This is a genomic window from Actinacidiphila yeochonensis CN732 (genome assembly GCF_000745345.1).
Taxonomy (GTDB): domain Bacteria; phylum Actinomycetota; class Actinomycetes; order Streptomycetales; family Streptomycetaceae; genus Actinacidiphila; species Actinacidiphila yeochonensis.
The window spans coordinates 4,271,176-4,284,619 of record NZ_JQNR01000005.1 but is presented as its reverse complement, the minus strand read 5'-3'; the positions used below and the strand labels follow the sequence as shown (position 1 = coordinate 4,284,619).

Sequence of the window (13,444 nt, the reverse complement as noted above, 5' to 3'; positions counted from 1 at the left end):
GACCGACCGACAGCCACCGACCGCCGACCACCGACCGCCAGGGCGGCTCCCCGGGGAGCCGCCCCCGTTCCGCCGGTGCGCCACCGGCCCGACACCCGCCGAACCGTCGAAAGGTCACGCATGAACGCCACCCCCGACGCCCCCGTGGACGCGGCGCTGATGCGCCGCTGGCTGGAGACGGCCGCCGCGGTGCTCGACCGAGAAGCCGCGCACCTGACCGATCTGGACTCCCCCATAGGCGACGCCGATCACGGCACCAACATGCGGCGCGGCTTCCAGGCCGCGCGTTCGGCCGTCGAGCAGGAGCCGCCGCAGACGCCCGGCGCGGTCCTCGTGGCGACCGGGCGGCAGCTGATCAGCTCGGTCGGCGGCGCCTCCGGCCCGCTGTACGGCACGCTGCTGCGGCGCGCGGGCAAGGAGCTCGGCGACGCGGCGGCCGTGGACGGCGCGGCGCTGCGGGACGCGCTGCGGGCCGGCGTGGCCGGGGTGGCCCAGCTCGGCGGCGCGGCGGCCGGCGACAAGACCATGCTCGACGCGCTGCTGCCCGCCGTGGACGCGATGGGCGCCGCGCTCGACGACGGCGGCGGCACCGCGGCCGCGCTGGCCGCCGCCGCGAGCGCCGCCGACGAGGGCGCGCTGGCCACCGTCCCGCTGCGGGCCCGCAAGGGCCGCGCCAGCTACCTGGGCGAGCGCAGCGTGGGCCACCAGGACCCGGGGGCGACCTCGGCGGCCCTGCTGCTGAACGCCCTGGCCGACACCGTGCAGGAGGCCGCCGTATGACCGCGCCCACCGGGGACAGCCCGGACACCCCCGTACGCGAGAAGCGCCCGCTGGTGGGCGTCGTCCTCGTCTCCCACAGCGCCGCCGCGGCCCAGGCCGTGGCGGACCTCGCCAGGGCGCTCACCGGAGGCGGCGCCGACGTGCCCGTGGCACCCGCCGGCGGCGGGCCGGACGGCGGCCTGGGGACGAGCTCCGACCTGATCTCCTCGGCCGCGCACGCCGTGGACCGGGGCGCCGGGGTGGCCGTCCTCGCCGACCTGGGCAGCGCCGTCCTCACCGTCAAGGCGCTGCTGGCCGACGAGGAGCTCCCGGCCGGGACACGGCTGGTGGACGCGCCGTTCCTGGAAGGAGCGGTGGCCGCGGTGGTCACGGCCTCCACGGGCGCCGACCTCGACGCCGTGGCGGCCGCGGCCGCGGACGCCTACACGTACCGCAAGACCTGACGGCCGGCGGCGCCCGGCCCGAAGCGGTGGGCGCTGCCGGGCCGTCCGCACCGCACGGCGGCGGATGCGGACGGCCCGGCAGCGCGCGGGACGGGGCCGGCTCAGCGGCCGTAGGTGAGCATGCGGCGCACCATCCGGCAGGTGAGGTCGGACGGCGCGTGCACGCCTATCCGCTCGGCGGTACGCCGGATCAGGCCGTTGCCGGCCTGCTCCGGCTCGTAGACGCCCGAGTCGAGCAGGGCGATGGCGAGCCGCATCGTCTTGAGCCGGCGGTTGTGGGACACGTACCACTCCCGGGGCAGTCCGGCGGGCAGCGGCCTCTTCGGCAGTGGGGCGTGGCGCCCCTCCATGGGCATCGGCAGGGGCAGTACGGCAGCGGCCATCGGGCTTCCTCCTGAGGCGTCGGCCAACCCTTTCGAACACTGTCGATTTTACTCCCACGCACTGACAAAGTCCGCTGGCCAGCATAGGTATGACCATCCGTCAGATTGTCTCCCCCAGGGCCGCCCCGACCCCAGGAGCCACCGGCCGGAACGCGGCTCGGCACCCGGCGCGGGTCCGGGGCCGGGGCGGCAGCAGGGTTCAGGCCCCGGGAGCCGCCTGGGCGTCGGGAACGGGCGGGGCGGCGGGCGCGAACCAGGTCGGCTCGTCCGCCAGGGCCATCGCGATCCGCTCCCGGGCGATCGGCCCCAGAGGCGGCAGGTCGTCGACCGCGAACCAGCGGACGTCCAGCGACTCGTCGTCGTTCACCCGGGCCTCCCCGCCGACCGCGCGGCAGCGCAGCACGATGTCGGTGTACTGGGCGAGGTCGCCGTTGCCGTACTCCACCGGCTCGTTGGTGAAGACGCTCACCACCCGCTCCACGACCGCCGACACCCCCGTCTCCTCCATGATCTCGCGCACGGCCGCCTCGGCGGGCTGCTCCCCGGGGTCCGGGATGCCGCTGATGAGCGCCCACTTCCCGTTGTCCGAACGGAGGTTGAGCAGAACCCGGCCCTGGCCGTCGAAGACCACCATCACCACGCCCGGGAGCAGCAGGAGGATGTGCCCGGCCTTCGCCCGGATGTCCTGGATGAACTTGGGAGTCGCCATGCCCAGAGCCTACGAGACGGCGTCGCCGGGCATCGGGCGGGCGGGAGGCGAACGCGTGCCGCCGCCCGAGGCGGCGCCACGGTCACGGGGTCGGCAGCGGGGGCGCCGCGGCCGGTATCCGGCCCGGCCCCCGCCGGCGGCGGTTCAGCGGGACGAGGCAAGGCCGAGCAGTTCGCGGATGGTGCGGACCGCGCCCTCGGCGTCGTCGACGGTCACGGTGAAGCAGTGGCCGCCGCCGAGGTCGATGACGACTCCGGGGCCGCGCCGGACGACGACGGCGGTGCCCTTCTCGGGCCGCCAGCGGTAGCCCCAGCCGCCCCAGGAGCGCGGGCTGATCCAGGGGGCGAGCTGGGCGCCGCTCACCTCGGCCAGCGGGATGCGGCGGCGCGGCACCCCGATGTGCCCGCAGCGGACGTCGACAGCCTCCCGGTCCACGCGTACCCGCACGTGGGTGAAGGCCACGGTGCCGAACAGCACCAGGAGGCCGACGGCGAGGCAGCCCACGACGGACATCACCAGGGGCGCCAGCCCCGCGGTGGGGCCAGGGCCCTCCACGGCGAGGACGATGCCCAGCGCGAGGCACGCGCCGCCCATGGCGGCGAGCACCCACTGCATACGGTTACTGGCCCGGCCCGTCCACACCTGGGACGCGCCGTTCTCCGGCCGGGGGGCGTGCGTCATGCCTCGCAGCGTACCCACAGCCCGGTCCGGCGGCACCGGACATGCTCAGGCCCTCGCCGGCGCTTCGGCCAGAAGGGCGCCCTGGGGGTACACCCGTGCGACGGGGGAGAGTTCGGCCGCGCGCCCGTCCAGCAGCACCTCCAGAGCACCGCCCCGCGGACCCTCCCCTGCGGCATCCTTGTGAACTTGGCCACTTTGCGCCGAGAGGGCGACGCGGCGCAGCACCTGGGCGGCGACCGCGTCGGCCGACCCGTACAGGAGGGCGCCGGGGACGGCCTCGGCGATGCGGTCGGCGACGAGCTCGTAGTGCGTGCACCCGAGGACGACCGCCTCGGTGCCGGCGGGGGTGCGGGCGGCTGCGGCGGCCACGGCGGCGGCCACGGCGGCGGCGTCCCCGGCCTCCACGGCGTCGGCGAGCCCCGGGCAGGGCACCTCGGTGACGCGGGCGCCGTTGCCGAACTCGTCGATGAGTCCGCGCTGGTAGGGGCTGCCGGTGGTGGCCGGGGTGGCCCAGATCGCCACGGCGGCGTGGGCCGACGCGGCGGGCTTGATCGCCGGCACCGTGCCCACGACGGGCAGCAGCGGCTCGAACTCGGCCCGCAGCGCGGGCAGGGCGTGCACGGACGCCGTGTTGCAGGCCACCACGAGGGCGTCCAGCCCGCGTGCGGCGGCGGCCCGCGCGCACTCCAGGGCCCGCCCGGCCACGTCCTGCGGCGTGCGCGGCCCCCAGGGCATGCCCTCGGGGTCCGAGGACAGCACGAGGTCCGCGTCCGGCCGCAGCCGCCGGATCGCCGCCGCGGCGGCGAGCAGTCCGATCCCCGAATCCACCAAGCCGATCTTCACACCCCACACTTTACGACCGCCCGCCGCGCCGGCCCTCCCGCGCCGCACCCGGCCCGCTCCGGGGCGCCCGGCCTCCGGGCCCGGGGACGCGGGCGGGGTGCCGTCCGCCGGCCGGCGGGGGCGGTCCGGCAGACTGCGGGGGTGAGTGTGATGACGGGTATCGCCGGGGTGTCGTTGGTGGCGTGGATCTGGCTGCTGGCCGGGCAGGGCGGGTTCTGGCGCACGGACGTGCGGCTGCCCGGCTCCCGGGCCGGACGGTCCGGCGACGCGGGCGGGGCGTGTCCGGCGACGCGGGCGGGCGCCCCGGGGCCGGGCCCGCAAAGTGGCCCGACGTCGCGGTGGTGGTGCCCGCCCGGGACGAGGCCGAGGTGATCGGGGTGAGCCTGGCCTCACTGCTGGAGCAGGAGTACCCGGGCCGCGCGGAGGTGTTCCTCGTCGACGACGGCAGCACCGACGGCACCGGCGGCATCGCCCGGGAGCTGGGCCGGCGGCCGGGTTCGCTGCCGCTGACGGTGTCCTCGCCGGGCGAGCCGCCGGCCGGCTGGACCGGCAAGCTGTGGGCGGTGCGGCACGGCATGGACCTGGCCCGCGAGCGCACCGGCGCGGAGTTCCTGCTGCTCACGGACGCGGACATCGCACACCGCCCGGGCAGCCTGCGGGCGCTGGTCGAGGCCGCCCGCGACCACGACCTGGACATGGTCTCCCAGATGGCCAGGCTGCGGGTGGAGACGGGCTGGGAGCGGCTGATCGTCCCGGCCTTCGTGTACTTCTTCGCGCAGCTCTACCCGTTCCGCTGGATCAACCGGCCGCGCGGGCGCACGGCGGCGGCCGCCGGCGGCTGCGTACTGCTGCGCGCCACGGCCGCCGAGGCAGCGGGGGTGCCGGACACGATCCGCCAGTCGGTGATCGACGACGTCGCGCTGGCCCGCGCGGTCAAGCGCTCGGGCGGGCGGATCTGGCTGGGCCTGGCCGAGCGGGTCGACAGCGTCCGCCCCTACCCGGACCTGGCCGAGCTGTGGCGGATGGTGGCCCGCAGCGCCTACGCCCAGCTGCGGCACAACCCCCTGGTCCTGGCCGGAACGGTGCTGGGGCTCGCGCTGGTCTACCTGGTGCCGCCGGTCGCCGCGGTGGGCGGCGCGGTCGCCGGGGCGTGGCCGCTGTGCGCGCTGGGTGCGGCGGCCTGGGCCGTGATGGCGGGCACGTACCTGCCGATGCTGCGGTACTACGGGCAGCCGCGCCGGCTGGCGCCCCTGCTGCCGTACACGGCGGCGCTGTACCTGCTGATGACGGTGGACTCGGCGGTACGCCACTACCGCGGCCAGGGCGCGGCCTGGAAGGGCCGCACCTACGCCAAGCCGGACCCGTCGGTCTGAGCGAGCGGCGCGGCCGGGTGCGCGCCCTTGGAGGCCGGACTCGCCTCCTGGGGCGCCCCAGTCCGCCCGGTCGGTCCGGGCCGCGGCGGCCGTGGGGTCGGAAGCGTGCCCGGAGGCCGTGCGTCAGGACGCGGGCCCGGGCGGCCAGGCCAGGCCCCATCCGTCGGCGTAGCCGGCGGTGCGCTGGGGGCTGAGCCCGCGCGGGGGCACCAGGCACCGCGCTTCGCGGCGGCGCCATCGAACTCCCCTCGGCGCCCTTCGGCCCCACCATTCCCGACGGGCTTCACCCGACACGCCGACGGGTCCGCGAAACGCGGCTTTTACCTGATCACAGCGGCATATGCGGACCGTTTTCCACAGGTTCGCTCGTATTGATGACCGGAGGTCACCCACTGCACGCAAAACAACCATCAAATCGGTCTCCCCAACGACCACATCGTGGGCTTAACTTATGGCTCATGACCACCCCCCGCGGTTCGTACGGTGGCGGCTCCGGCAGCTACTACCCTTCGTCTGCGTCCTTCCCGGACACCCCGATCTACGACAGCCTCGTGGCCGAACGCGGCACCCCGCAGATCGCACCCATCCGCGTGCCAGCGCCCTACCCGTCGTACGACACCGGCAGCTTCAACGCCTTCGGCAACAGCGGGAACATGCCTATGCGCCCGGCGCTGCCCGCGCTGCCGGCGCTGCCCTCCGGGCCGTCCGCGCAGCCGTCCTACGGCCAGCCCCAGCCGGTGCAGAACGGCTACCCGGCCCAGGGCTACCCGCAGCCCGCCACGCCGTACACACCCCAGCCGGCGCCGGCCCCGCGGCCGGCGGCCTACGGAGGGGGCTGGAACGGCGGCGGGCAGCCGACGCAGAACCCCCAGCACCCGTCACCCTCCGGATACGACACCGCCCGTCCGGTGCCGCCGCGCCCGATGGCGCCCCGCCAGATGCCCGGTGGCCACCCCGAGGACCTCTACCAGCGCCGCAACCTCGGCGCCGGCGTGCCCCCGCAGCAGCAGCACGGGGGCGGTTACTACCAGGGCTGACGCGACACCGTGCGGGGCCGGGGCGGATCGGGGGACCAGCCGCGGCGATGGCACCCTGGGGGGATGACACCGCCGCGCGTTGCCGCCCTGTACCTCTATCCGGTGAAATCGCTGCGCACCACCGGCGTGCGTACGGCGGTCGTCGAGCCGTGGGGACTCGCGGGCGACCGCCGGTGGATGATCGCCGACGCCCGGACACTGCGCTCGGTGACGCAGCGGGAGCAGCCCGCACTCGCCCGGGTCGACGCCGCGCTCCTGCCGGACGGCGCGGTGCGGCTGTCGGTGGCCGGCGGCGCCCCGCTGACGGTGGCGGTGCCGCCGCCCGGCCCGGAGCTGCTCGTCAGGCACTTCAAGGACGAGATCCGGGTGCGCGCGGCCGGCCCGGAGGCCGACGCGTGGCTGAGCGCGTTCCTGGGCACGCCCGTCCGCCTGGTCCACCAGGACCCGGTCGCCCTGCCCCGGCTGGTGGACCCCGAGTACGCCCTGCCCGGCGACACGGTCAGCCTCGCCGACGGCTACCCGCTGCTGCTGACGGCCACGGCGTCCCTGGCCGCCCTCAACGACCTGGTCTCCCAGGGGACGGCACCGCACGAGGGGCCGCTGCCGATGGACCGGTTCCGGCCCAACGTGGTCGTGGAGGGGACGGAGGCGTGGGCCGAGCACGGGTGGCGCCGGGTGCGTATCGGGGAGGTGGTCTTCCGGGCGCCCAAGCCGTGCGCCCGGTGCGTGGTCACCACCACCGACCAGGTCACCGGCGAGCGCGGCCGTGAACCGCTGCCCGCGCTGGCCCGCCGCCGCACCGGCGCGGGAAAGCTGCTGTTCGGCCAGAACCTCATCCCCGAGGCGCCCGGAACCCTGCACGTCGGCGACGCGTTGACCCTGATGGAGTGACTTTCCGCGCCCCGTCGCGCGACCCCTGCGGGCGGACACGCATGAATCACGCCGTCCGCGGTAGTTGAAGGGTGTGAGAGGGGGTGGCCGCCGATGAGCCGTCGCGAAGGGCTGGTCCGACGCGGGTGGCGGTGGCGGCGCAACGCGCTGCGCCGTCCCACCGATGTCGTCGAGGCGTGGCTGGTGCTGGTCAGCGCCGTGCTGCTGTGCCTGACCCCGCTGCTCGGCTGGTGGGCCGGCCAGTCGGCCGACCGGGCCCTCCGGCAGACGGTGCGGGCCCAGCACGCGCAACGCGCCCTCGTGCCCGCGACCGTCGAGTCCGGCGCCAAGGGCGTCGTGGTCGCCCGGACCGCCGAGGGGGCGAGGAACGATCCCCGGGCCGGACTGTCGGGCCACGGCGACGTCCTGAGGTGGACCGCCCCGAACGGCAGCACGCACACCGCGGCGGTCTCCTCGGACCTCGAAGTGTGGCAGCGGGGAGGCGTCCGGCTGTGGGTGGACCGGCGGGGGGACCTGGTCCCGGTGCCCCTGGACCCCGTCACCGCCGACACCCGGGCGGTGCTCACCGGCACCGCCGCCGCCTCCACCGTGGCGGGCCTGATCGTCATCACCCGCCAGGTGGCGATGTGGCGCCTGATGCGCCGCCGCATGGCGTCGTGGGAGCGCGAGTGGGCCCGCGTCGGGCAGAACTGGGGCCGGGCGGGCGCCGGAGGCTGACGGCGCGCCAGCCGCAGCGCCGTGTCCCGGCCGTACCGGCGGCTGACGACCGGCGGCTGACGACCGGCGGCTGACGGCTGACGGCGCGCCATCTGCGGCATCGCGCGCCGGCCGCCTCGGCGGAAGGGCCGCCTCCGGGCGCGCCGGAGTGCGCCGTCCGTTCACCGGGTCGCGGTCACGGGCACACCTCGCAGCACGCTACCGTTGACCCCCGGTCGGCCGATCGCAAGAGGTGGGGGCAGGGCAGCCCGATGGCACATGGCGTGGTGCAGGTGACCAATCCGAGCGGTTCTCGGTGGCGCCGCCGCACAGGTGAGTACGAGTCGCTCGCCGCCGCGCTGGAGGCGGCGAGCGACGGCGACGTGCTCTCGGTGGGTGCGGGCACCTACCGGGAGAATCTGGTCCTCGACCACGCGGTGGTGCTGCGCTGCGCCGACGGTCCAGGGACGGTCCGGATCGCGCCGTCCTCCGGCGTCGGCCTGACACTGCGCGCCCCGGCCGCCGTGCACGACCTCACCGTCGAATGCCAGGACGTCACCTCACCCGCCCTCCTCGTCGAGCGGAGCACCCCCGAACTGGTCGGCCTGCGCATCTCGACCCGCTCCGCGGTGGGGCTGGAAGTGCGCGACGGGGCCCGGCCGACGGTCCGCCGCTGCGTGGTGGACAACCCGGCCGGGATCGGGGTGAGCGTCCTGGACGGCGCCGGGGGCCTGTTCGAGGAGTGCGAGGTCGTCTCGGCCGGGCAGAGCGGGGTGTCGGTGCGCGGCGGCGCCGGACCGCGGCTGGAGCGCTGCCGGGTGCACCACGCCTCGGGGGCGGGACTGGAGGTGACCGGCGAGGGCAGCAACCTGGAGGCGGTCAGCTGCGAGGTGTACGAGGTGCGCGGGCCCGGCGTGCAGTTGTCGGCGCGCGGCGCCGGCCAGTTCACCGACTGCCAGGTGCACCGCACCACGGGTGACGGCATCAGCCTGGACACCGACGCGGTGCTGGCCCTGAACGACTGCGACATCCACGACGTCCCCGAGAACGCCGTCGACCTGCGGGCCCGCTCGGTGCTCACCCTCACCCGCTGCACGGTGCGCGGCTTCGGCCGCAACGGCCTGTCGGTGTGGGACCCGGGCACCCGGGTGGACGCCAACCAGTGCGAAATACACGACAGTTCCGGCGACTACCCGGCCGTGTGGGTGAGCGACGGCGCGGTGGCCATACTGGACTCCTGCCGGGTGCACGACGTCCCGGACGCGCTGTTCGTGCTCGACCGGGGCTCGCGCGCCGACGTCGTGGACAGCGACTTCACGCAGATCCGCAACACGGCCGTGTCGGTGAGCGACGGCGCCGTCGTCCAGCTCGACGACTGCCGTATCCGGGAGGCCGCCACCGGCGCCTGGTTCCGCGACCACGGCAGCGGCGGCACCCTCTCCCAGACGACCATCGACGCCACCTCGACCGGCGTCATCGTCACCAAGGGCGCCGACCCGGCCCTGGAGCGCTGCACGATCACCAACCCGTCGGAGGCGGGTGTCTACGTCTCGGCCGGCGGGCGGGGCACGTTCACCGGCTGCCGGGTGACCGGCAGCAGCGGGTACGGCTTCCACGTGATCGACGGCTGCCGCTCCACCCTGACCCGGTGCCGCACCGAGCGGTGCGCCCGGGGCGGGTACGAGTTCGCCGAGCCGGGGCCGGTGGTGGAGGACTGCACGAGCGACAAGGCCGCGGCACAGGAGCCGTCGGCGACCCCGCCGCCGGAGCCGCTGCGGGCGGTGAGCGGCGGGCAGTCCTTCGGTGTGCTCGGCGGGGTGCCGCCGCAGCGGCCTGCCGAGCCCGCCGCTCCGCCGCAGGTGCGGGTGGCCACCCGGGAGAGCACGGACGTCCTGGGCGACCTGGACGCGCTGGTCGGCCTGGAGGGCGTCAAGCGGGAGGTGCGCACCCTGATCGACATGATCTCGGTCGGGCGGCGCCGCGAGCAGGCCGGCCTCAAGGCCCCCTCGCCCCGCCGCCACCTGGTCTTCACCGGCTCCCCCGGCACCGGCAAGACCACCGTGGCACGGCTGTACGGCGAGATCCTGGCGTCGCTCGGGGTCCTGGAGAGCGGCCACCTGGTGGAGGTGGCGCGGGTGGACCTGGTGGGCGAGCACATCGGCTCGACCGCCATCCGCACCCAGGAGGCGTTCGAACGGGCCCGCGGCGGCGTGCTGTTCATCGACGAGGCGTACGCGCTCGCGCCGGAGGACGCGGGCCGGGACTTCGGCCGGGAGGCGATCGACACCCTGGTGAAGCTGATGGAGGACCACCGGGACGCGGTGGTGGTGATCGTCGCGGGCTACACGGCGGAGATGGAACGCTTCCTCGACTCCAACCCCGGTGTCGCCTCACGCTTCTCACGCACCATCACGTTCAGTGACTACAGCCCGGAGGAGCTGCTGCAGATCGTCGGCACGCAGTCCGCCGACCAGCAGTACGAGATCGCCGACGACACCTCCGAGGCACTGCTGAAGTACTTCACCGCCATCCCCAAGGGCCCCGCGTTCGGCAACGGCCGCACCGCGCGGCAGACCTTCGAGGCGATGGTGGAGAGCCACGCGGTACGGCTGGCGCAGATCGCCGACCCGACCCACGAGGAACTCCAGCTCCTCCACCCCGAGGACCTCCCGACGCTGCCGTAGCCGGGGCCGCGGCCGCGCCGCGGCCCGGATCGGGTCAGCCCGACCCGATCCGGGCCGGCCCCGGCTCACACCGGGTCGGGCTCCGCGGGCGCGGGGGCGGGGAGCGCCGTGGAGACCGCCGGGCCGAAGCGGGACAGCAGGAGGGCACGCTGCTCGGCGTAGGCGGGGTCGGTCTGGAAGCCGGTGTGGGCGAGGACGGGTTCGGGCAGCGGGTGGGCGGCGCTGCGGCCGTACGCGACCGGATCGAGCAGCGGCCCGACGTCGACGGCGGCCCATGGACCCTCCGGTTCCGGCGCCCTCAGCGGCTCCTTCGACAGGGGGTCGGCCGTTTCGGGTCGGGCCGGAGCCGGGATGGCGGCGTCACCTCGGCAGGGCGGGGCGGCCTGCGCCTCGGTGATGACGGCACGCGGGACGCGCGTGCCCGTACCCTCGTCAAGGCCGCTGCCGCGCCCGTCAAGGCCGTTGCCGCGCCCGCCGAGCAGGACCGGCCCGCCGATGGGGTCGGTGCGGCGCCAGAGGTTGCGCCAGGCCGGCAGCGTGTCGTGCAGGTCGCGCAGCAGGGCGGGAGCGAAGTGCGCCGGGAACCAGCGACCGTAGAGGCGGGCCAGCGGGCAGCCGTAGGTGAGCAGGGCGACCCTGGACCGTGCGGCGGGCCCCAGCTGCCAGACGGCCGCGGCGGACAGCACGCTGCCCTGGGAGTGGCCGGAGAGGACGATCACGCCCCCGGTGCTCCGGGTCCAGGTGTCCAGCCGCCACGTGAGATCGGGGACGGCCCGCTCGGCGTAGCAGGGGGGCGCGAACGGGTGGGCGGCGCGCGGCCAGAACGTGCCGACGTCCCACAGGATTCCGACCATGCGGCGGGCGGAGAGGTCGCGATAGGCGCGGCGGCCCACCGCGACCAGCGCGACGGCCCCGGCCGCGGCCAGCCACGAGCCGAGCCACTGTGCGGCGGCGGCCAGCCCGGCCACCGGTGCGGGTGCGTGCGCGGCGACCTCTTCCGGGGTGCCGCCGCCCGCCCACGCCCCGGCCACCGCTCCCCCGCCGAGCACGAACGCGGCACCGCACAGGGTGGCGACGCCGAGGGGCGCGGAGTCGGTGAGCCGGGCGCGGCCGATGGCCGCGGCGATGGCACGGGTCCGCGCCGGCTGGTGTGGCACCCCCGGGTACAGCCGCTCCACCTCCGGGCGCAGCGCCCGCTCCCGGCGGCGCAGCCGCAGCGCCAGGCCGCCCGCCACCACGAGGACCACGGCGAGCACCACCGGGACGGTGGCGGACTGCCAGGTGAGGACGGCGGGTGCACCCGGCAGCGGGCTGCCGGGTCCACCGGGGGTACCGCCCCGGTCCAGCCAGTCCGCCGCGCGTTGCGCCGCGCAGCCGGTGAACAGCCCGCCGATCACGCAGGCCAGCAGGGCCACGGCGGGACCGGCCTGCCCTGCCATGGCGGCACCGCGGCCCGGGTGGCCCGGCGGCGGCGCCCGGTGGAGCAGGGCGGCGGCGACGGCGAGGACCGCGACCAGGGCGCTCTGCAGGATCGTCAGGCCGGTGAAGAAGGCGGAGGCGGCCGGCAACGGGCCGTCCGAGGCCCAACCGGGGCGGTTCCAGCCCGCGTAGAGCGCGGCGGCCGCCAGCAGCGCGGCGGAGACCGCCGGCAGGGCCTGGGCCAGCGGGTCGCCGCCGTCGTCGAGGCCGTGTTCGCGGCGGCCGGAGCGGGCGGCGGTGACGGCGGTGCCCGCGGTGAGCAGGGCCAGGGACCCGGCCAGCGCCCAGCCGAGCACCCGCAGCGGGCCGCCGCGCCCCTGGTCGTGGGTCAGCGCCGGGACGGTCAGCGCGGTCGCCGCGGTGGCGAGGGCGACGGCGGTGTGGGCGGCACGCAGCCGGGCGCCGGAGCGCCGCCCGTACCAGAAGCCGGGCAGGGCCAGCGCGGGGCTGCCGGGCGCGGGAGGTTCGGCGGGGACGGCGGGCCGCTGCGCCTCGTAGGCGGACCAGGAACGCCGGGAGGCCAGCCACAGCAGCCCGGTGAGCGCGACGGGCACGGCCGCGGCGAGGGCGAGCCGGCGGCCGGGCCGGCTCCACCAGCCCTCCCGGTCCGCGGCGGCGAAGCCGAGCCAGGAGTGGCTGCCGGAGCAGCCGGAGCGGCCGGCGCACTGCCACGCCACGGCGTCCATGGCGACCTCGCAGGCCGCGGCGACCAGCAGCACCGTGAGGGTGAGTGCGAGCAGCCTGACGACGACCTCGTAGCCGGCGGCCAGCCGGGAGCGGCGGGACGGCGGGCGCATCCAGTGCGCCAGGTTGGCGATCATGAACGGGAGCAGCAGCAGCCACAGGGCACGCCAGCCGTTGCCCGAGGTGAGGTTGGACCAGCAGTACGCCTCGGGCACCGGGGTCCCCCGGCGGCGCGCCCGGTACCGCTCGGCGTCCGCGTCGCGGGCGCGGCGGTAGAGCCCGGCGGTGTCGTCGCCGGCGACCCGGACCGTCCTGGGGTCGGCGAGCATCTGCTCCGGGGTGGTGCCGCCCACCCCGTGCACCAGCAACTCCAGGGCGATCGGCGGTGCGCCCACCCGGCGGTCCCGGCTGTGCCGGTCCCCTGTCTGCGTCGTCCCTGTTGTCTCCGCGGTCTTTGTGGTCTCCGTGGTCACTGGTGCCCCGATCCTCGCGCTGTGTCCGGCGCTTCCCGCCCGTCTCGTGCGTCGCCGACCAACCGCCCGCCGCCCGCCCGGCCACCGACCGACCGCAGCCGGCCGCCGGACGACCGGGAGCAGGCGCCGCGGTGGAGCGGGCCGCCGGGATCAGCCACGAGCCTGGCCACTCCGTACCCGGCGCGGGTTGAGGCGTGGAAGGATGACGGCAGCGCTCCGCCGGTCCGCAGGGCCGGCGGCGGCAGGCGCGAGCGGACCGCGCGCGACGCGCAGGGCGCACTGGAACAA

At 76.3% G+C, this 13,444-nt stretch carries 11 protein-coding genes and 1 pseudogene; 7 read left to right on the top strand and 5 right to left on the bottom strand.

The window, feature by feature from the left end:
* The first annotated feature begins 120 nt into the window (after nucleotides 1–120).
* Nucleotides 121–780 carry a dihydroxyacetone kinase subunit DhaL gene (dhaL, locus tag BS72_RS29355; protein WP_037914861.1) on the top strand — a complete coding sequence of 220 codons (660 nt, stop codon included), beginning with the start codon at nucleotides 121–123 and terminating at the stop codon, nucleotides 778–780.
* On the top strand, nucleotides 777–1,223 hold the full coding sequence (locus tag BS72_RS29350) for a PTS-dependent dihydroxyacetone kinase phosphotransferase subunit DhaM (protein WP_051951808.1): 447 nt from the start codon (nucleotides 777–779) through the stop codon (nucleotides 1,221–1,223). Before dhaL ends, BS72_RS29350 begins: the two co-directional genes overlap by 4 nt.
* A gap of 101 nt (nucleotides 1,224–1,324) precedes the next feature.
* Here BS72_RS29350 and BS72_RS29345 read toward each other — a convergent pair whose 3' ends face one another.
* The 4 genes from BS72_RS29345 to BS72_RS29330 all read right to left on the bottom strand — a co-directional run bounded on the left by BS72_RS29345 (nucleotide 1,325) and on the right by BS72_RS29330 (nucleotide 3,839).
* A complete protein-coding gene (locus tag BS72_RS29345) occupies nucleotides 1,325–1,606 on the bottom strand; it encodes a hypothetical protein (protein WP_037914859.1) in 282 nt (93 codons plus the stop codon).
* Nucleotides 1,607–1,805: 199 nt separating this feature from the next.
* The gene (locus BS72_RS29340; protein ID WP_051951807.1) at nucleotides 1,806–2,315 is read right to left on the bottom strand and encodes an NUDIX hydrolase; all 510 of its coding nucleotides are present in this window, start codon (nucleotides 2,313–2,315) and stop codon (nucleotides 1,806–1,808) included.
* A gap of 144 nt (nucleotides 2,316–2,459) precedes the next feature.
* Nucleotides 2,460–2,996, bottom strand: coding sequence for a lipoprotein (locus tag BS72_RS29335; protein ID WP_037914857.1), 537 nt, complete (start codon nucleotides 2,994–2,996; stop codon nucleotides 2,460–2,462).
* A 45-nt stretch (nucleotides 2,997–3,041) separates the two neighbouring features.
* Entirely contained in the window at nucleotides 3,042–3,839 is a 798-nt protein-coding gene (locus BS72_RS29330; protein WP_037914856.1) for a glutamate racemase, read from the bottom strand.
* Between the two features lie 182 nt (nucleotides 3,840–4,021).
* Between BS72_RS29330 and BS72_RS29325 the strand changes: the two are divergent.
* The 5 genes and pseudogenes from BS72_RS29325 to BS72_RS29305 form a co-directional block, all read left to right on the top strand.
* Nucleotides 4,022–5,212 (top strand): annotated as a pseudogene (locus tag BS72_RS29325) (glycosyltransferase); the annotation flags it as partial.
* A gap of 458 nt (nucleotides 5,213–5,670) precedes the next feature.
* On the top strand, nucleotides 5,671–6,249 hold the full coding sequence (locus BS72_RS29320; protein ID WP_037914855.1) for a DUF6643 family protein: 579 nt from the start codon (nucleotides 5,671–5,673) through the stop codon (nucleotides 6,247–6,249).
* Nucleotides 6,250–6,312: 63 nt separating this feature from the next.
* Nucleotides 6,313–7,140 carry an MOSC domain-containing protein gene (locus BS72_RS29315; RefSeq protein WP_037914853.1) on the top strand — a complete coding sequence of 276 codons (828 nt, stop codon included), beginning with the start codon at nucleotides 6,313–6,315 and terminating at the stop codon, nucleotides 7,138–7,140.
* Nucleotides 7,141–7,233: 93 nt separating this feature from the next.
* Nucleotides 7,234–7,857 carry an Rv1733c family protein gene (locus BS72_RS36025; RefSeq protein ID WP_037914852.1) on the top strand — a complete coding sequence of 208 codons (624 nt, stop codon included), beginning with the start codon at nucleotides 7,234–7,236 and terminating at the stop codon, nucleotides 7,855–7,857.
* 251 nt (nucleotides 7,858–8,108) lie between these two features.
* Nucleotides 8,109–10,520 (top strand): right-handed parallel beta-helix repeat-containing protein, encoded by a 2,412-nt coding sequence (locus BS72_RS29305; protein ID WP_037914850.1) that lies wholly within the window; start codon nucleotides 8,109–8,111, stop codon nucleotides 10,518–10,520.
* A gap of 65 nt (nucleotides 10,521–10,585) precedes the next feature.
* On the opposite strand, the gene BS72_RS29300 is transcribed toward BS72_RS29305, so the two are convergent.
* Entirely contained in the window at nucleotides 10,586–13,156 is a 2,571-nt protein-coding gene (locus tag BS72_RS29300; protein ID WP_157856354.1) for a hypothetical protein, read from the bottom strand.
* Between the last annotated feature and the right edge of the window lie 288 nt (nucleotides 13,157–13,444).